Raw genomic sequence first — 18,596 nt, 5'->3', positions numbered from 1 at the left:
GGGGAGCAGAATCGGACATTCCACTCATATGGTGAAGATTCAGTCACACTTTCCGGAGTCGTCGCGCCCCGGGAGGAGGACTCCACCAGCTCGGTCGGGCCGCCCCGCGCCCCGTCCCGCGGAGAGCGGAGGTCGCCATGGAACCGGGTGCCCCGGCGACCGGCAGCCCCGCCCGCGGACGCCGCAGACTCCTCCAGCTGCTGCTGGCGATGCTGCTCGTCGCCCTGGTCGTCGGCGGCGCCGTCCCCTACGTCTCCGGCGCGGGCCGGGCCTACCTCAGCTACCTGGTGCTCGCCGAGCGGCAGGACGCCGACGGCGCCTCGCTCGCCGCGGCCGAGGCCCGGGCGGCCGGCGGACGGGTCGTCCAGGACTACCCCCAGATCGGCGCGGTGCTCGCCTACGCCTCCGGCGGCTTCGCCCAGCGGCTGCGCGAACGGCCCGGCATAGCCGCCGTCGGGGCCACCCGCACCGCCACCGTGCCGAGCCCGCCCGGCCCGCTCACCGGCGCCGACTTCCGCCCCGCCAGCGAGGCCGCGGCCGCCGCCGACGACGCCCAGGGCAGCCTCTCCGACCCGGCCGAGCAGGACGACTGGAACCTCGCCATGATCGGCGCCGGGGACCCGCAGACCGCCTCCGCCGCACTGCTGCGCACCCCCGCCGCGGACGGTGCCGCCGCCGCGTCCGCGCCGACCGCCGCCGCCCTGCGCGGCGTGCTCGTCGCCGTGCTCGACTCCGGCGTCGACGACACCCACCCGGACCTGCGGGACGCGGTCGACCCGCGGGCCTCGGTCTCCTGCGCCGACGGACGCCCGGACGCCCGCTACGGCGCCTGGCGGCCCGACGAGGGCGTCTCCGAGAGCGGCCACGGCACCCACGTGGCCGGCATCGTCGGTGCCGCCCGGGACGGCCGCGGCGTCACCGGTGTCGCCCCCGGCGTCCGGATCGCCGCCGTGCGGCTGCTCGGCCCGCTCGGCCAGTACTACGCCGAGAACATCGTCTGCGGCATGCTCTGGGCCGCCGACCACGGCGCCCGCGCGATCAACGACAGCTACTTCGCCGACCCGTGGAAGTACAACTGCCCCGAGGACCCGGACCAGGCCGCCCTCACCCAGGCCGTCGGCCGGGCCGTCGCCTACGCCCGGAAGCGCGGCTCGGTCGTCGTCGCCTCGGCCGGCAACGACGGCCAGGACCTCACCGCCGACCGCGACGACCGGCGCAGCCCCAACGACCGTCTCTCCGGCCCGCCGCAGGACCGCCACCTCGGCACCGAGTGCATCCGGCTGCCCGGGGAGCTGCCGGGCGTGGTCACCGTCAGCGCCGTCGACCGCGCCGGGGTGCCGGCCGGCTACACCAACTACGGCGGCGTCACCATCGCCGCGCCCGGCGGCGACCCCGACGGCGGGGCGGACGGCGCGATCGTCTCCGACTGGCCGGGCGACCGGTACGCGGCGCTCGCCGGCACCTCGATGGCCGCCGCGCACGTCACCGGAGCCGTCGCGGTGGTGGCCGCCGAGCACCCCGGCTGGGGGCCCGACCGGATCACCGGTGAACTGGAGTCGGCCGCCGCCGCCAACTGCCCGACCGGGCCGGACACCTGCGGCGACCGCAGGTTCTACGGCGCCGGCCTGCTCGCGCTGCCCTGAGGGCCCGCGGCTCCCGGCCCGGCTCGGGGATACTGGGTGCCATGAGGCTGACCGAGTTCTGGCGACGGATGAACGAGCACTTCGGCGAGGCGTACGCGGAGTCGTTCGCGCAGGACCACGTGATGAGCGAGCTCGGCGGCCGGACGGTGCAGCAGGCGTTGGACGGCGGCTGGGAGGCCAAGGACGTCTGGCGGGTGGTCTGCGGAAACCAGGGGGTCCCCGCCCGGCTGCGCTGAGCCGCGGGGCTGCGCCGACCCGCGGGGCCGGCCCGAGCGGCCGGCCCGACCCGCGCCGCGGCGGCCCGGCCGCGATTCCGGAAACGCCGTCCGTCCGATGGGCGAGACTTGGCGGGTGGACAGCAGCCCAGAACAGCAGAGCAGCCAGGTGCCCGGGGCGCCGGAAGGACGGCCCGCCCGCGACGAACGGTTCGGCCGCAGACCCCAGCTGCGCGGCGGGGCCATGCCGCGCTGGCTGCCCCGGGCGATGGTGCTCGCCCTGGTGCTGGTCGGCCTCTTCCAGCTCGCCGACTGGGCGTTCCACCAGCTGATCGACCTCTTCGTCATGCTGCTGGTGGCCTTCTTCCTCTCGCTGGCCATGGAGCCGGCGGTGGACCGGATGGCGGCCCGCGGGGTGCGCCGCGGGCTCGGCACCTTCCTGGTGTTCATCGCCGTGGTGGTCGCGGTCGGCGGCTTCCTCGCCGCGCTCGGCACGCTGCTCGTCGACCAGGTCACCCGGGTCGCCGGCGAGCTGCCGCACCTGCTGGAGAACCTGATCGGCTGGATCAACCGGACCTTCCACCAGGACCTCTCGCTGGACGAGCTGCAGAAGCGGGTGCTCAAGGACTCCGGGACGGTCGAGAAGTACGCCCAGCAGGCGGCCGGCAACGTCTGGGGCGTCTCCAGCACCGTGATCGGCGGCCTCTTCCAGCTCTTCACCGTCGGCCTGTTCAGCTTCTACTTCACCGCCGACGGCCCGCGGGTGCGGCGCACCGTCTGCTCGCTGCTGCCGCCCGCCAAGCAGGGCGAGGTGCTGCGCGCCTGGGAGATCGCGCTCGCCAAGACCGGCGGCTACCTGTACTCCCGGGCGCTGCTCGCGCTCATCTCGACGCTGGCGCACTGGCTGGTCTTCCAGATCCTCGGCCTGCCGTACGCGGCCGCGCTCGGCGTCTGGGTCGGCGTGATGTCGCAGTTCGTGCCGACCATCGGCACCTACATCGCGGGTGCGCTGCCGGTGCTGGTCGCGCTGACCGGGCAGTCGGTGGACGCGGTCTGGGTGCTCGGCTTCGTCATCGTCTACCAGCAGGTCGAGAACTACCTGTTGCACCCGCGGATCACCGCGAAGACGGTGGACGTGCACCCCGCGGTGGCGTTCGGCTCGGTGATCGCCGGGGCGGCGCTGCTCGGCGCGGTGGGCGCGCTGATCGCCATCCCGGCCGCGGCCACCCTGCAGGGATTCGTCGGCACCTACGTGCGCCGCTACGAGGTGGCGACCGACCCGCGGATCGACCGCGGGGAGGAGCGGAAGGGGCGCCGGGAGCGCAGGCGGCAGGCCGCGCGCCGTCTGCGGCGCATGATGGGGACCGGATCCGCGGACGATTCCGCAGGTCGGGACGGGCGGGACGGGGAGCCGTAGGAGTCTCCGCAAGATTCGAACGATTGTTCTCTATACTTGTGGGCGGCGAGTTCTCCACAGGCGCGGCCCGATCCGGGTCGATTGTCGGTGGGACGCGCTAGCGTCGAGGACGATGAAGCGCACAGCACAGAACCCGAGGGTGGAAGCCATGGCAGGAACGGACCGCGAGAAGGCCCTTGAGACCGCACTCGCCCAGATCGAGCGGCAGTTCGGCAAGGGCTCGGTGATGCGCCTCGGCGAGAAGGCCAACGAGCCCATCGACGTGATCCCGACCGGCTCCACCGCACTGGACGTCGCGCTCGGCGTCGGCGGCATCCCGCGCGGCCGCGTGGTCGAGATCTACGGCCCGGAGTCCTCCGGCAAGACCACGCTGACGCTGCACCTCGCCGCCAACGCGCAGAAGGCCGGCGGCACCGTCGCCTTCGTCGACGCCGAGCACGCCCTCGACCCCGAGTACGCCAAGAAGCTCGGCGTCGACACCGACGCCCTGCTGGTCAGCCAGCCGGACACCGGTGAGCAGGCGCTGGAGATCACCGACATGCTGATCCGCTCCGGCGCGATCGACCTGGTGATCATCGACTCGGTCGCCGCGCTCGTCCCGCGCGCCGAGATCGAGGGCGAGATGGGCGACTCGCACGTCGGTCTCCAGGCCCGGCTCATGAGCCAGGCCCTGCGCAAGATCGCCGGCGCGCTCAACCAGTCGAACACCACCGCCATCTTCATCAACCAGCTGCGCGAGAAGATCGGCGTCATGTTCGGTTCCCCGGAGACCACGACCGGTGGCCGGGCGCTGAAGTTCTACGCCTCCGTCCGCCTGGACATCCGCCGCATCGAGACCCTGAAGGACGGCACCGAGGCGGTCGGCAACCGCACCCGTGTCAAGATCGTCAAGAACAAGGTCGCGGCCCCGTTCAAGCAGGCCGAGTTCGACATCCTCTACGGCGTCGGCATCAGCCGCGAGGGCGGCCTGATCGACATGGGCGTCGAGCACGGCTTCATCCGCAAGTCCGGGGCCTGGTACACCTACGAGGGCGACCAGCTCGGCCAGGGCAAGGAGAACGCCCGTAACTTCCTGCGGGACAACCCGCAGCTCGCCGACGAGATCGAGCGGAAGATCAAGGGCAAGCTCGGCATCGGCCCGAAGACCGAGGCGCCGGCCGACGCCGCCGCCGCGGCACCGGCCGCCGAGGCCCCGGCTGCGGCGCCGGCCACCAAGACCGCCGCCAAGAAGACGGCGGCCGCCGCCAAGGCCTGATCCGCCGATGCACATCCCCGACCGCCCATCGGGCTCGGCCGCACCCGCCGCCGAGCCCGATGACGCCGGACCGCCCGACTGGTTCGCCGCCGTCGCCCTCCCCGAGGAGGAGCCGGAGGCCGACGGACCGTCCGGGCCCGACGACCACGACGGCCCCGCTCCGAGCCTCGCCGAGGTGCCGGGCCTGCGCTCGGCCTCCGCGCTGCCCGCCGGCCGCCGGCGCCGACGCAGCGCGCTCGCCCCGGAGGAGGACGAACCGCCCGCCGAGGAGGCGGCCCCGCAGCCCCGGCGTGCACGGTCACCGCGGTCGGACGGCGGTGACAGCACCGACGGTGCCGACCGCGCCGAACGGCGCGAGCGTGCCGAACGGCCGGGCGGACGCCGTCGGCGGTCCGATCCCGCCGAGCGGGGCGACCGGTCCTCCGACGCCGCCCCGCGCCGACGCGCCGAGGAATCCACCGACCCCGCCGGCCGGGCCCGCGACATCTGCCTGCGCCTGCTCACCGGCAGCCCGCGTACCCGCAAGCAACTCGCCGACGCCCTGCGCAAGCGGGAGATCCCCGACGACGTCGCCGAGGAGGTGCTCTCCCGCTACGAGGAGGTCGGGCTGATCGACGACGCCGCCTTCGCCGCCGCCTGGGTGGACGCCCGGCACGGCCGCCGCGGCCTCGCCCGCCGCGCCCTCGCCCAGGAGTTGCGCACCCGCGGCGTCTCCGGCGACCTCGTCGAGGAGGCGCTGGCCCGGGTCGACTCCGACGACGAGGCCGAGGCCGCCCGCGCCCTGGTCGACCGCAAGCTCCGCACCACCCGTGGTCTGGAGCCGCAGGCCCGCACCCGCCGACTGGTCGGTATGCTCGCCCGCCGCGGCTACTCCGAGGGCCTCGCCTTCCGCGTCGTCCGGGAGGCCCTGGGGGAGGAGAGTGAAGGCCTCGGCGAGGATTGGTGACGGATCATCAGTCATCGGCATCAACTCTCGATCGCATCTTGACCGTTTCGTAACCTGCGCTTAGCCTCGCAAGCAGTGAGGGATCACTTCGATCACGCTACGGCCTGCCGTGCGCAGGATCGGTCGGAGTCGGTTCCGCGTACCACCCCCCGGTCCCCGGCAGTTCCCTCACCGCCGCACCGACACAGCGCGCAGGCACGGGGAGTGAGGCCGGGATGAGGATCGCGATGGGCACCGGATCGGTCGCCTCCCTGCTGCTGACCGCCGTCCTCTGCCTCGTCCTGGCCCTCACCTGGCTGATGATCCGCCGGCTGCAGGCCGCCCAGCGCCGCGCCGTCGGCGAGGCCGAGCGGGCGCGCACCTGGGCCGAGACCCAGGCCACCCAGCTGCGCGCCGAACTCGACCGCCGCGAGGAGCGGTTGGCCGAGGAGCTGCGCCGGCTGCGCGCCCAGGAGGACGAACTCGACCGCCGCGCCACGGAACTGGACGCCACCCGGGCCGAACTCGCCGAGCTGGAGACCGACCGGCGCCGCGCGCTGGAGACCGCCGCCGGGCTGACCGCCGCCCGCGCCCGGGAGGAACTCACCCGCGCCGTCGAGTCGGAGGCCCGCCGGGACGCGGCCGTCACCGTCCGGGAGATCGAGCGCCGGGCCAAGACCGAGGGCGACCAGCGGGCCCGCGAGATCATCGCCGGTTCGATCCAGCGACTGGCCGCCGAGCAGACCGCCGACACCGTGGTGGCCGCCTTCAAGCTGCCCAACGAGGACATGAAGGGCCGGGTGATCGGCCGCGAGGGCCGCAACATCCGGGCCTTCGAGGCCGTCACCGGGGTCAACCTGATCGTCGACGACACCCCCGAACTCGTCCAGCTCTCCTGCTTCGACCCCGTCCGCCGGGAGGCCGCCCGGCTGACCCTGGAGGCGCTCACCGCCGACGGCCGGATCAACCCGCTGCGGATCGAGGAGGTCCACGAACGCAGCCGCGCCGAGGTCGAGCGGCTCTGCGTGCGGGCCGGTGAGGACGCCCTGCTCGCCGTCCAGCTCGACGGCATGGAGCCGGAGCTCGTCCGGACCCTCGGCACCCTGCGGTACCGGACCTCGTACGGGCAGAACGTGCTCGGGCACCTGGTGGAGTCCGCGCACATCGCCGGCATGATGGCGGCCGAACTCGGCGTCGACCAGGACCTGGTGAAGCGCTCCGCGCTGCTGCACGACATCGGCAAGGCGCTCAGCCACGAACTGCCGGGCAGCCACGCCGCGATCGGCGCGGAGTTCGCCCGCCGGCACGGCGAGTCCGCCGAGGTGGTGCACGCGATCGAGGCCCACCACGGCGAGGTCGACCCCAAGACGGTCGAGGCGGTGCTCACCCAGGCCGCGGACGCCTGCTCCGGCGGCCGCCCCGGTGCCCGCCGGGAGTCGCTGGAGGCGTACGTCCGGCGGCTGGAGCGGCTGGAGGAGATCGCCCGCTCGCACGAGGGCGTCTCCAAGGTCTTCGCGATGCAGGCCGGACGCGAGGTGCGGGTGATGGTCCAGCCCGAGAAGGTGGACGACCTGCGGGCCAAGACCATCGCCCGGGAGGTCGCCCGGCAGGTCCGCGAGGAGCTGACCTACCCCGGGCAGATACGGATCACCGTGGTCCGCGAGAGCCGGGCCACCGAGTTCGCCCGCTGAGCACCCTCCCGCCGGACCCGCGCCGCCCCTGCGGCGTCCCTGCTCCCTCCCCGCGGCGCGTCAGCGGCGGCCCGCACCGTCCCGGGCGGCGTCCTCCCGCGGCGCCGCCTGCGGACCGCGTTCCGGCGTCCGGCCGGTGCCACCGCCGGCGGCCGGGAGCCGGGCCGGCCCGCCGCGGGCGCCCTCCGCGAGGCTGCGCAGCTCCTCGGCCCGGCAGCCCTGGGTGGTGCCGACCAGGTGCCCGTCCGGGCGCACCAGCAGCACGGTGTGCGGCTCGGCCCCCGGGTACTCCTCGGTGACCAGCACCTCGGCCGGGACGGGCAGCGCCGCGGCCACCTCGGTGAGCCGCGGCATCATCCCGGCGCCCAGCCAGTGCCGGGACGACCAGACGGCCGTGCCGGGCGCGACCAGCACCAGCAGGAAGCCCAGCCCGAGCCGGGCGCGCAACCGGTCCGGCGTGCCCTCGGTGGTGACCACGGCCAGGTCGGGCACCTGCACGCCCGGCGCGGTCGGCGGCAGGTTCTCGGTGAGCGAGGTGGCACGGGCCGCGCGCTGCTCCGGGACCTGCCCGGGCACCCCGGACGGGGCGGCCGGGTAGGCGGGTGCGCCGCCGAAGCGGCCGGTGCCGAGCTGGCCGTCCGCCAGCAGCGGCGCGTGCTTGCGGAACGAGCCGGTGAACATCGACCGCCGGGTCTGCTGCCAGCCGCGCAGCGGCCGCAGCAGCGGCATCGCCTGGTCCACGGCGCGCAGCCGGGCGCCGACGGCGCTGCGCCGCTCGGCCTCGTAGCCGTCCAGCAGCGCCCCGCCGGGGTGGAGGTGCCAGGCCAGGGCCAGCCGCCAGGCCAGGTTGTCGGCGTCGCGGAGCCCGTCGACGAGGTTCTGCATGCCGAGGGCGCCGTGCAGGTGGGCGGCGTCGCCGGCGAGGAAGCAGCGGCCGGAGCGGAACCGGGCGGCGAGCCGCTGCTGGGCGGTGTGGTCGGCGGCCGCGAGCAGCTCGTACGCGGGGAGTTCGCCGCACCAGCCGGTGAGGGCGGCGCGAACCCGGGTGAGCAGGGTGTCGCCGGTGACGATGCCGGGCCAGGTGGCGTGCGGGTCGACCGGTTCGGTCGGGGCGGGGCGGCCCGGGGGCAGCCGCCAGTCGAGGCGCCATAGGCCGTCGGGCAGCGGGCGGGCGGAGGCCTCGCGGTCGCCGCGCCACGGGGGTTCGCGGTGCAGCCGGGCCTCGCCGGGGAAGGGCAGGTCGACGCGGACGGTGGCGACCGCGTGCCGGTCGACGGCAGGCCGGCCGGGGAAGCGGATCTTCAGCAGTTTGCGGACGGTGGAGCGGGCGCCGTCGCAGCCGACCAGGTGGCTGCCGCGCCACCAGGTGGAGGCGCCGTCACGGGTGCCGGTGGTGCGGACGCCGACGCCGTCCCGGTCCTGTTCGAGTTCGACGACGCGGGTGAGCGGCGCCAGCTGGATCAGCGGGGTGGCGGTGACCGCGTCGCGCAGACCGCGCTGCAGCCGGTGCTGCGCGAGGTGCAGCACCGGCTCCTCGTCCAGCGGGATCCGCAGGACCTCGGCGCGTCGGCGCCAGACCGTGAAGGCGTCCCAGCGGGCCGCGTCGGAGGCGGCCCGGGTGTAGCCGAGGCGTTCGAGCAGGGCGGTGGTGTCGGGGCCGAGGACGACGGTGCGGGGGCTCTCCGGGCAGAGGCCCGCGCCCTCGTCGAGGACGATGCTCGGCACCTCGTGCCGGGCCAGGGCCAGGGCGAGCGACAGCCCGACCGGCCCGGCCCCGACGACGATCACCGGGTCCACGCGGGGACCTCCGGGCGTGCGGGATCAGCATGTGCCGCGGGGGTCGTCCCTGGTGGTGTCACGAAGAGCAATGCAACAGATCACCCGGGTTGACGTCAAGCAGCAGCAGGTGTGCGCCGGTTCGCGCCGCGGCGGCCGCGCGCCTCGAGCCACTTGGCGAGGCCGGTGAGGGCGAGGCACAGGCCGATGTAGAGCGTGCCGACGACGATCACCACGGGGATGTACGGATAGCCCGTGGAGTTGCTGGCGATCAGCTTGCCCGCGTAGAGCAGCTCGGGGTAGGTGATGACGAAGCCGAGCGAGGTGTCCTTGAGGGTGACCACCAGCTGGCCGATGATCGCCGGGAGCATCGACCGGACCGCCTGCGGCACCAGGATCAGCGTCATGACCTGGGTCTTGCCCATGCCCAGGGCGTAGGCGGCCTCGCCCTGGCCGCGGGGCAGCGCGAGGATGCCGGTGCGCATGATCTCGGCCTGGACGGCGCCGTTGTAGAGGGTGAGCCCGAGGACGAGGGCCGGCATCGGCTCCGAGGGGAACACCGCGTGGTACAGCGCGAAGATCATGATGAGCAGCGGCATGGCGCGGAAGAACTGCACCAGGGCCGAGGACACCGCGCGCACCGGAAGGTGGTCGGAGAGCCGGCCGGCGGCCAGCAGCGCGCCGAGCACGATCGACAGCACACCGGCCAGCGCGAAGACCTTGAGGGTGGCCACCATGCCGTCGAGGATGCGCTGCTGCACGGCCGTGTACTGGAACGGGTCCCACAGCTGGGGGTCGAACTGCCCGGCCGCGTCCAGCTTGGCGTACACGTACCAGCCGAGGCCGGCGATGGCGAGCAGCGACAGGACGCCGAACAGCCGGTAGCGGAGCGTGGCCTTCGGGCCGGGGGTGTCGAAGAGGACGGTCGCGGTGGCGGTGCGGGTGCTCATCGGACCACCGCCAGGCGGCTCTCCAGGAACCGGAACACACCGCCGACGGTGAAGCTGACCAGCAGGTAGGCCAGCGCCACCCAGAAGAAGATCGCGAGGATGGCGTACCCCTTGTCGCTCAGTGTCGCCTGCACGCTGTAGAGCTCGGCGACGCTGAACGCGCCGGCGATCGCCGAGTTCCTCGGCAGGGCGATGAAGATGCTGCTCATCGGCGGCAGCACGGTGCGGGCCGCCTGCGGCAGCACGACGTGGAGGAGGGTCTGGCCGAAGGACATGCCCAGGCTGCGGGCGGCCTCGGCCTGCCCGAACGGCACCGTGTTGATGCCCGAGCGCAGCACCTCGCAGACGAACGAGCCGGTGTAGGCGCTGAGCGCGATCACCGCGAAGGTGAAGTTGTCGAAGTGCACGTCCAGCCGCGGGAGTCCGAAGATCACCGCGAAGAACAGCAGGGTCAGCGGGGTGTTCCGGAAGGTGTTCACCCACACGGTGCCGAACACCCGCAGCGCCGGGACCGGGGAGACCCGGAAGGCCGCCAGCACGGTGCCGAGCAGCAGCGCGAACAGCGCACTCACCGCGCTGAGCTCGATCGTCTGCAGGAAACCGTCGCGGAAGAGCGCGAAGTTGTCGCCCTCGAACAGTATGCCCACGCCGGCGGCCCTCCTCTCTAGGTCGTTCGGCCGGTCCCGGACCGGATCAGTAGCGCTCGAGCGGCGGCACGGCCGGGGCGGCGGCACCGGACAGGCCGAGCGTCGCGTCGTACGCCTTCTTCCAGTCGCCGTTGTCCTCGTGGGCCTTCAGCGCGTTGTTGATGGCGTCCCGCAGCACCTTGTCGTCGTGGTTCAGGCCCACGCCGTACTTCTCGGCGGAGAAGGTCTTGCCGACGACCTTGAGCTTGCCGGCGTTCTTGGCGCCGAAGCCCTTGAGGATCGCGTCGTCGGTGGTGACCGCGTCGATCTCGCCGGTCAGCAGCTTGTCGACGCACTGGGCGTAGTTGTCGTACTGGACGACCTTCTTGCCCTCTCCGACGTACTTCTGGATCTGGGTCACCGAGGTGGAACCGGTCACCGAGCAGACGTTCTTGCCCGCGACCGACTCCGGGCCGGTGATGGCGGTGTTGTCCTTCTTCACCAGCAGGTCCTGGCCGGCGATGTAGTACGGGCCGGCGAAGGAGACCGAGGCCTTGCGCTTGTCGTTGATGCTGTAGGTGCCGACGTAGTAGTCGATGCCGCCGCCGCTGATCTCCGTCTCGCGGTTGGCGGAGACGACGGTCTTGAAGTCGATCTGGTCGGGCGCGAAGCCCAGGTCGGCCGCGATCATCTTGGCGATCTCGATGTCGAAGCCGGTGCGGGTGTTGGCGGTGACGTCCTCGAAGCCGAGGTACGGCTGGTCCGCCTTGGCGCCGATGGTGAGCTTGCCCTTGGCCTTGGCCTTCTTCCACACCGGGGAGGCGTCCAGGTTGGCGGACTTGTTCACGGCGTAGGTGGGCAGGGTCGGCGCGGCGGCGTCGGAGCCGGCCGGGGAGCCGTCCTTGCCGCAGGCGGCGACGGCGGTCAGCGCGAGCACCGACAGGGCGGCGGCGATGGTGCGACGAGTCCTCATGAGGGTTGGCTCTCCTCGGTAGTGGCCACCGGACGACCGGGGGCCGGGCTGGACCTTCCGTGACTGCGGCCGGGCACCCCGTCGGGCCCGGCCGCTCTGGGTCGGCGCGCAGAGGGGCGCCGCGGCGTTCAGTGACTCAGGATCTTGGACAGGAAGTCCTTGGCGCGGTCCGTCCGCGGGGCGGTGAAGAACGCGTCCGGGGTGTTCTCCTCGACGATCCGGCCGTCCGCCATGAACAGCACCCGGTTGGCGGCGGAGCGGGCGAAGCCCATCTCGTGCGTGACCACGACCATCGTCATGCCCTCGGCGGCGAGCTGGCGCATGACCTCCAGCACCTCGGTGACCATCTCCGGGTCGAGCGCGGAGGTCGGCTCGTCGAAGAGCATCACCTTCGGCCGCATCGCCAGCGCCCGGGCGATCGCCACGCGCTGCTGCTGGCCGCCGGAGAGCTGCGCCGGGTACTTGTCCGCCTGGGCGCCCACGCCGACCCGCTCCAGCAGCTCGCGGGCGGTGGCCTCGGCCTGGGCGCGCGCGACGCGGCGCACCTTCACCTGGGCCAGGACGACGTTCTCCAGCACCGTCTTGTGCGCGAAGAGGTTGAAGCTCTGGAACACCATGCCGACCTCGGCGCGCAGCCGGGCCAGCTCCTTGCCCTCCGCGGGCAGCGGCCGGCCGTCGATGGTGATGGTGCCCGAGTCGATCGTCTCCAGCCGGTTGATCGTCCGGCAGAGCGTCGACTTGCCGGAGCCGGACGGCCCGATCAGCACCACGACCTCGCCCTGGCGGATGCTCAGGTCGACGTCCTGCAGCACGTGGAGGGCGCCGAAGTGCTTGTTGACGCCGGACAGCACCACCAGCGGAGCGGTTGCGGCCGCGGCATCGGTGACGGCGGTCTCGGTCATCGCGCGGTAGCTCCTCGTCTCTGACCCGGGGTGAACTCCCTCGGGTGGCAGTGCTGGTGGTGCGAAGTCGGGTCGAACCGGTGGGTCCGACTGGTGCCGGGGGCCGGAGCCGGCGGAGCCCGCAGCCCCCGGTGGGCCGACCATAGGAGGCCCGACGATGCCATGTCAGTCGATCTGAGCGGAACTTGAGGATCACGATCAGGCCACGCACGGCCGCCGGGGGGTCACCCTGCGCATCGGGACGGGTCCGGACGGCTCCGGGTATCGGCTCGGTAACGGCCCGCGGCCGCGGCCCCCGGCGACCGGCCGTGTGCGGTGCGATGGGCCGGGGCGGCGCGTCCGCCCCGCAGACGCCGGTGTCGCCGCCCCCGGGGCGGACGGCACAATACTCCGAACCGCGTGGCCGTACCGGTCGGGCCGTCCGCCCGGCACACTGGCCGGACAGGCCACCGCGGCAACGGGAGAAATGGGAGGTACCGGATGCGACTGCTGCTCGTCGAGGACGACGACCGGGTCGCCGCCGCGCTCACCGCTGTCCTGGGCCGGCACGGCTTCCAGGTCAAGCACGCGCGCAGCGGGCACGAGGCGCTGGACGCGCTCGTGCCCGACGGCAACGATCCGTTCCGGGTGGTGCTGCTCGACCTCGGGCTGCCGGACCGGGACGGCTTCGAGGTGTGCAGCCGGATCAGGGCCGGCAGCGGCGTCCCGGTGATCATGGTGACCGCCCGGGCCGACATCCGCTCCCGGATCCACGGCCTCAACCTCGGCGCCGACGACTACATCACCAAGCCCTACGACATGGGCGAACTGCTCGCCCGGATCCACGCCGTCTCCCGCCGCGGCCTGCCCGCCGCCCCGGCCGGCCCGGCCGAGCAGGCCGGCGGACCGCTCGCCTCCCGCGGCATCGTGATCGACCGCGAGCGCCGCCGGGTCAGCGTGCAGGGCCGCGACGTGCCGCTCACCCGCAAGGAGTTCGACCTGCTGGCGCTGCTCGCGCAGAGCCCCGGCGTGGTCTACCGCCGCGAGCAGATCTTCAGCGAGGTCTGGCGCAGCGGCTGGGAGGGCAACGGCCGCACCCTGGAGGTGCACATCGGCTCGCTGCGCACCAAGCTCGGCCTGCCCGGCCTCGTCGAGGCCGTCCGCGGCGTCGGCTACCGGCTGATCGCCGAGCAGCCCGCGGACGACGCCGACCGGGCCGCACCGGCCGGGGCCCCGGGCACCGCCGACACGGGCACCACCGGCACGGACACCGCCGGCACCGGCACCGCGGAGCGCTGAGCCCGACGTGCAGAACCGCCTGCTCGGCATCCTGCTCTCCCTGATGGCCTGCGTGCTGGCGGCCCTCGGGCTGCCGCTGGCCGCAGCCGTCGCCGCGGCCGAGCAGAGCCGGGTGGTGGTCGACCGGATCGACGACGCCGCCCGCTTCGCCCAGGACCTGCCGACCCAGGGCCGGGCGGGCTCCGACACCGCCGTCAAGGGCGGCACCGAGCCCGACGCCGGGGACACCACACGGCTGCGCATGCTCGCCCTGGAGGCCTCCCGCTACCACGACCTGTACGGCGCCCGGGTCGGCATCTTCCAGCGGGACGGCAGCTCCGTCGCCGTCGCCCCGGTCGGCTGGACGGTGCCCGAGGAGGGCCCCGGCGCGCAGGCCTTCCAGGAGGCGCTGGACGGGCGGCGCAGCCACAACCCGCCGCAGGTCTGGCCGTGGACCCCGGACCGCACCATCACCGTCGCCCTGCCGGTGGTCCGCGACGGCGACGTGGTCGCCGTGGTGATCACCGAGTCGCCGGCCGGCCCGATGCGTGCCCGGGTGCTGCACAGCTGGCTGTGGATCGGCGCCGGCGAGGCGCTCGCCATGATCGTCGCCGTGCTGCTCGCCCTCCGGCTGACCGGCTGGGTGCTGCGGCCCGTCCGCACCCTCGACCGGGCCACCCACGACATCGCCACCGGCCGGCTCAACGCACGGGTCGCCGCCAGCGGCGGCCCGCCGGAGCTGCGCCGCCTCGCCCGCTCCTTCAACGACATGGCCGACCACGTGGTGCTCGCCATCGACCAGCAGCGGGCCTTCGTCGCCGACGCCTCGCACCAGCTGCGCAACCCGCTGGCGGCCCTGCTGCTGCGGGTGGAGCTGCTCGGCCTGGAGCTGCCCGAGCGGCACCAGGGGGAGGTCGGCGCCGTCCGCGAGGAGGGCATCCGGCTGGCCCGGGTGCTGGACGACCTGCTGGGCCTGGCCACCGCCGAGCACGCCCGGCCCGAGCCCGAGCCGGTGGACCTCACCGCGCTGGTCCTCGCCCGGGTCGACGCCTGGCGCCCGGTCGCCGACCAGCGAGGCATCGACCTGTCCTGGGACGGCCCCCCGGTCGCGTACGGGCTGGCCGACCCGATCGGTTTCGGCAGCGCGCTGGACGCGGTGCTGGACAACGCCCTGAAGTTCACCCCGTCGGGGCGCCGGGTGGCCGTCGACACGGTGCTGCGCAAGCGCGAGGTCAGCGTGGCGGTGACCGACTCCGGCCCCGGGCTCACCGAGGAGGAGCTCGGCCGGATCGGCGACCGCTTCTGGCGCAGCCCCCGCCACCAGAACGTGGACGGCTCCGGGCTGGGCCTGTCCATCGCCCGCACCCTGCTGCTCGCGGGCGGCGGCTCGCTGGACTTCGCCCCGGCCGAGCCCGGCGGGCTGACCGTGGTGCTGTCGGTGCCGCGCCGCCGCGACTGAGGCCCCGCCCGGCGGCCGGGCCCGGGGTCCTGCGGTCCCTCAGGGCTTGATCGAGGTGTAGTACCGCCGGGCGCCCTCGTGCAGGGGCAGCGGGTCGGTGTAGACGGCGGTGCGCAGGTCCACCAGCTGCGCGGCGTGCACCTGGGAGCCGATGGTGTCCCGGCTGTCGATCACCGCCCGGGTCACCCCCTGCACCAGGTCCGGGTCCACGTCGTCACGGGTGACCAGCAGGTTCGGCACCGCGACCGTCGGCACGGCGGTGCCGGCCGGCTCGGCCTTCGGGTAGGCGTCCTTGGGGATGGTCGCGGCCCGGTACGCGTCGGTGCCTCCGCCGCCCTCCTGCTGGTGCAGCGCCTCGGCGAGGTCGGCCAGCGGCACGATCCGGATCCGGTAGCGCTCCGACAGGTCGGTGAGCGCGGTGGTCGGCAGGCCGCCGGACCAGAAGAACGCGTCGATCCGGCCGTCCCGCAGCTGGTCCGCCGCGTCGCCGACGCCCAGCAGCGCCGGCCGGACATCCTTGTCGATGTCCAGGCCGGCCGCGGCCAGCAGCTTGCGGGTGACGAGGTTCACGCCGGACTTCTCCTGGCCCACCCCGACCCGCAGCCCCCGCAGGTCGGCCGTCCGCCGCACCTTGGAGTCGGCGGGCACCACCAGCTGCAGGTAGTCGTCGTAGAGCCGGGCGATCGCCCGCAGGTGCCACTTGGACGGGCTGTTGAAGCCCGCCACCGCGTCCGCCGTCGAGATCGCGAAGTCGTCCCGGCCCGCGGCCACCCGCTCCAGGTTGTCCACCGACCCCTGGGAGTTGTCCAGGCGCATCCGCACCCCGGGCATCGCCGTGGAGACGTAGCCCTGCAGCAGCTGCCCGTAGCGGTCGTACACGCCGCGCTGCACGCCGGTCGAGAAGCCGATCTCGCCCTTCGGGTAGCCGGGCGAGGCGTTGGAGGACAGCCACCACCCGGTGAGGGCGCCCGCCACCAGCAGCAGCACCAGGCCGATCGGCACCGGCCGGCGGCGGGCGGCGCGGCGCACGGCGGCACCGAACCGGGCGGGTATCGAGGACTGGGCCATGCAGGGATACTGCCAGGCCGGACGGCCCGGCGGGAGGGCCGTCCCACTGCCCGTACCCTTGCAGGCGTGGGTATGGAGGAGAGCTTGCGAACTTACAAGGTCGTCACGTACGGCTGCCAGATGAACGTCCACGACTCCGAGCGGCTGTCCGGCCTGCTGGAGGAGGCGGGCTACGCGAAGGCCGCCCAGGACGCCGACCCGGACCTGGTGGTCTTCAACACCTGCGCGGTCCGCGAGAACGCCGACAACAAGCTGTACGGCAACCTGGGCCGGCTGGCCCCCGTCAAGCAGCAGCACGAGGGCATGCAGATCGCCGTCGGCGGCTGCCTCGCCCAGAAGGACCGCGACACCATCGTCCGCAGGGCGCCCTGGGTCGACGTCGTCTTCGGCACCCACAACATCGGCCACCTCCCCGCCCTGCTGGAGCGGGCCCGGGTCGAGGAGCGGGCGCAGGTCGAGATCCTCGAGTCGCTGGAGACCTTCCCCTCCACCCTGCCGACCCGCCGCGAGTCCGCCTACGCGGCCTGGGTCGCCATCTCGGTCGGCTGCAACAACACCTGCACCTTCTGCATCGTCCCGGCGCTGCGCGGCAAGGAGGAGGACCGCCGGCCCGGCGACATCCTCGCCGAGGTCGAGGCGCTGGTCGCCGAGGGCGTCGTCGAGGTCACCCTGCTCGGCCAGAACGTCAACTCCTACGGTTCCGACCTGGGCGACCGCGAGGCCTTCTCCAAGCTGCTGCGCGCCTGCGGCGACGTCGAGGGCCTGGAGCGGGTCCGCTTCACCTCGCCGCACCCGCGCGACTTCACCGACGACGTGATCGCCGCCATGGCCCAGACGCCGAACGTGATGCACCAGCTGCACATGCCGCTGCAGTCCGGCTCGGACACCGTGCTCAAGGCGATGCGGCGCTCCTACCGGCAGGCGCGCTACCTGGAGATCATCCGCAAGGTCCGCGAGGCCATGCCGGACGCGGCGATCTCCACCGACATCATCGTCGGCTTCCCCGGCGAGACCGACGAGGACTTCGAGCAGACCCTGCACGTCGTCCGAGAGGCCCGCTTCACCAACGCCTTCACCTTCCAGTACTCCAAGCGGCCCGGCACCCCGGCCGCCGAGATGGACGGCCAGATCCCGAAGGCGGTCGTCCAGGAGCGCTACGACCGGCTGATCGCCCTCCAGGAGGAGATCTCCTGGGAGGAGAACAAGAAGCAGGTCGGCCGCCGGCTGGAGATCCTCGTCGCCGAGGGCGAGGGCAAGAAGGACGACCGGACGGACCGGCTCTCCGGCCGCGCCCCCGACAACCGGCTGGTGCACTTCACCCGCCCCGCGGAGGGCGTCCGGCCCGGCGACGTGGTGACCGTCGAGATCACCTACGCCGCCCCGCACCACCTCCTCGCGGAGGGCGCCCCGATCGGCGTCCGGCGCACCCGGGCCGGCGACGCCTGGGAGAAGCGGCAGGCCGCCCCGGCCGCCAAGCCGGCCGGCGTGATGCTCGGCCTCCCGACGATCGGCGCCCCGGCGCCGGCCGCGGCCCCGGCGGGGCCGGGGTGCGGCTGCGACTGACGTTCCCGTCGGGACCCGCGTGCGGCGGAAGGCCACGGTCAGTGCCTTCCGCCGCACGCGGGTCCCCCCGCCCTTCGGCCGGGAGGTGCCCGCATTCCCCTCGGGGTTCGCCGCGGGTCTTCGGCGGGCCCGTGCCGACTAGAGTGATCGGCATGCTGGTTGCCGCCGCCGTGTGCCCCTGTCCGCCGTTGATCGTTCCGGAGGTGGCGGCCGGTGCCGCGCCCGAGCTCGACGGGCTGCGGGCCGCCTGCGCGGAGGCCGTGGGGGAACTGCTCGACTCCGGGGCCGAGCTGATCGTCCTGGTCGGGACGGGCCCGAAGGCGGAGGTCTGGACGGAGGGCGGAGCCGGGTCGTTCCGCCGCTACGGGGTGGACCTCGCGGTGCGGCTGCCCGCCGGCGTGTCCGGCCCCGAGCTCGCGCCCTCGCTGACCGTCGGCGCCTGGCTGCTCGCCGAGGCCGGCGCCGCGCTGCCCGCGCACGCCTGCGCCGTCCGCCCCGACACCGCCCCGGACCGCCTGGCCGGCCTCGGCAAGGGCCTGGCCGACCTCGCGGACCGGGTCGGCCTGCTGGTGCTGGGCGGCGGCAGCGCCTGCCGCTCGGTGAAGGCCCCGGGCTACTGGGACGAACGCTCCGAGGCCTACGACGCGGCGGCCGCCGCCGCGCTGGCCGCGGCCGACACCGCCGCGCTGGCCGCCCTCGACCCGCAGCTCTCGGCCGAGCTGCAGGCCGACGGGTGGGCACCCTGGCAGGTGCTGGCCGGCGCCGCGGAGGGCGCGGGCCTGGGCGGCCGGCTGCTCCACGACGAGGCCCCGTACGGCGTGGGCTACCTCGTGGCCTCCTGGCGCTGAGCCCAGGCCCCGGCCGCGCGGGTTCCGC

Annotated in this window: 16 protein-coding genes; 10 read left to right on the top strand and 6 right to left on the bottom strand. The window is 74.1% G+C overall.

Features of this window, described 5'->3' with window-relative positions; all coding sequences use genetic code 11:
• The first annotated feature begins 137 nt into the window (after window positions 1–137).
• From AB0O09_RS16365 to rny, 6 genes are all read left to right on the top strand, one after another.
• The gene (locus AB0O09_RS16365; RefSeq protein WP_363542358.1) at window positions 138–1,643 is read left to right on the top strand and encodes a S8 family serine peptidase; all 1,506 of its coding nucleotides are present in this window, start codon (window positions 138–140) and stop codon (window positions 1,641–1,643) included.
• A 41-nt stretch (window positions 1,644–1,684) separates the two neighbouring features.
• Window positions 1,685–1,879 carry a DUF3046 domain-containing protein gene (locus AB0O09_RS16360; RefSeq protein WP_363542357.1) on the top strand — a complete coding sequence of 65 codons (195 nt, stop codon included), beginning with the start codon at window positions 1,685–1,687 and terminating at the stop codon, window positions 1,877–1,879.
• A 208-nt stretch (window positions 1,880–2,087) separates the two neighbouring features.
• Window positions 2,088–3,275 carry an AI-2E family transporter gene (locus AB0O09_RS16355; RefSeq protein WP_363542369.1) on the top strand — a complete coding sequence of 396 codons (1,188 nt, stop codon included), beginning with the start codon at window positions 2,088–2,090 and terminating at the stop codon, window positions 3,273–3,275.
• A gap of 148 nt (window positions 3,276–3,423) precedes the next feature.
• Window positions 3,424–4,530 (top strand): recombinase RecA, encoded by a 1,107-nt coding sequence (recA, locus tag AB0O09_RS16350; protein ID WP_363542356.1) that lies wholly within the window; start codon window positions 3,424–3,426, stop codon window positions 4,528–4,530.
• A gap of 7 nt (window positions 4,531–4,537) precedes the next feature.
• Window positions 4,538–5,476 carry a regulatory protein RecX gene (locus tag AB0O09_RS16345; protein WP_363542355.1) on the top strand — a complete coding sequence of 313 codons (939 nt, stop codon included), beginning with the start codon at window positions 4,538–4,540 and terminating at the stop codon, window positions 5,474–5,476.
• A gap of 215 nt (window positions 5,477–5,691) precedes the next feature.
• Window positions 5,692–7,146 (top strand): ribonuclease Y, encoded by a 1,455-nt coding sequence (rny, locus tag AB0O09_RS16340; RefSeq protein ID WP_363542354.1) that lies wholly within the window; start codon window positions 5,692–5,694, stop codon window positions 7,144–7,146.
• Window positions 7,147–7,206: 60 nt separating this feature from the next.
• On the opposite strand, the gene AB0O09_RS16335 is transcribed toward rny, so the two are convergent.
• The 5 genes from AB0O09_RS16335 to AB0O09_RS16315 all read right to left on the bottom strand — a co-directional run bounded on the left by AB0O09_RS16335 (window position 7,207) and on the right by AB0O09_RS16315 (window position 12,328).
• Window positions 7,207–8,943: an FAD-dependent monooxygenase gene (locus AB0O09_RS16335; RefSeq protein WP_363542353.1), complete on the bottom strand. Its 1,737-nt coding sequence runs from the start codon at window positions 8,941–8,943 to the stop codon at window positions 7,207–7,209.
• Window positions 8,944–9,038: 95 nt separating this feature from the next.
• Entirely contained in the window at window positions 9,039–9,872 is an 834-nt protein-coding gene (locus AB0O09_RS16330) for an amino acid ABC transporter permease (protein ID WP_363542352.1), read from the bottom strand.
• Complete coding sequence (locus tag AB0O09_RS16325; protein ID WP_344623209.1) at window positions 9,869–10,519, bottom strand: amino acid ABC transporter permease; 651 nt, start codon at window positions 10,517–10,519, stop codon at window positions 9,869–9,871. The genes AB0O09_RS16330 and AB0O09_RS16325 overlap by 4 nt, the downstream gene beginning before the upstream one ends.
• A gap of 46 nt (window positions 10,520–10,565) precedes the next feature.
• Window positions 10,566–11,471: a glutamate ABC transporter substrate-binding protein gene (locus tag AB0O09_RS16320; protein ID WP_030272562.1), complete on the bottom strand. Its 906-nt coding sequence runs from the start codon at window positions 11,469–11,471 to the stop codon at window positions 10,566–10,568.
• Between the two features lie 128 nt (window positions 11,472–11,599).
• Window positions 11,600–12,328: an amino acid ABC transporter ATP-binding protein gene (locus AB0O09_RS16315; protein WP_344623287.1), complete on the bottom strand. Its 729-nt coding sequence runs from the start codon at window positions 12,326–12,328 to the stop codon at window positions 11,600–11,602.
• Between the two features lie 525 nt (window positions 12,329–12,853).
• Between AB0O09_RS16315 and AB0O09_RS16310 the strand changes: the two genes are divergently transcribed.
• Window positions 12,854–13,651 carry a response regulator transcription factor gene (locus AB0O09_RS16310; protein ID WP_363542351.1) on the top strand — a complete coding sequence of 266 codons (798 nt, stop codon included), beginning with the start codon at window positions 12,854–12,856 and terminating at the stop codon, window positions 13,649–13,651.
• A 7-nt stretch (window positions 13,652–13,658) separates the two neighbouring features.
• Complete coding sequence (locus tag AB0O09_RS16305) at window positions 13,659–15,089, top strand: HAMP domain-containing sensor histidine kinase (protein ID WP_363542350.1); 1,431 nt, start codon at window positions 13,659–13,661, stop codon at window positions 15,087–15,089.
• A 39-nt stretch (window positions 15,090–15,128) separates the two neighbouring features.
• Here the strand turns inward: AB0O09_RS16305 and AB0O09_RS16300 are convergent, their stop codons facing one another.
• Complete coding sequence (locus AB0O09_RS16300; RefSeq protein WP_363542349.1) at window positions 15,129–16,157, bottom strand: TAXI family TRAP transporter solute-binding subunit; 1,029 nt, start codon at window positions 16,155–16,157, stop codon at window positions 15,129–15,131.
• A 72-nt stretch (window positions 16,158–16,229) separates the two neighbouring features.
• On the opposite strand from AB0O09_RS16300, the gene miaB reads away from it, so the two are divergent.
• Both miaB and AB0O09_RS16290 read left to right on the top strand, forming a co-directional pair.
• A complete protein-coding gene (gene miaB / locus AB0O09_RS16295) occupies window positions 16,230–17,720 on the top strand; it encodes a tRNA (N6-isopentenyl adenosine(37)-C2)-methylthiotransferase MiaB (RefSeq protein WP_363542368.1) in 1,491 nt (496 codons plus the stop codon).
• A 152-nt stretch (window positions 17,721–17,872) separates the two neighbouring features.
• Complete coding sequence (locus tag AB0O09_RS16290) at window positions 17,873–18,568, top strand: hypothetical protein (protein WP_363542348.1); 696 nt, start codon at window positions 17,873–17,875, stop codon at window positions 18,566–18,568.
• Window positions 18,569–18,596: the final 28 nt, after the last annotated feature.

It is taken from the genome of Kitasatospora sp. NPDC093679, assembly GCF_040683455.1.
Classification (GTDB): Bacteria; Actinomycetota; Actinomycetes; order Streptomycetales; family Streptomycetaceae; genus Kitasatospora; species Kitasatospora arboriphila.
This window is presented reverse-complemented; position numbering and strand designations above follow the sequence as displayed.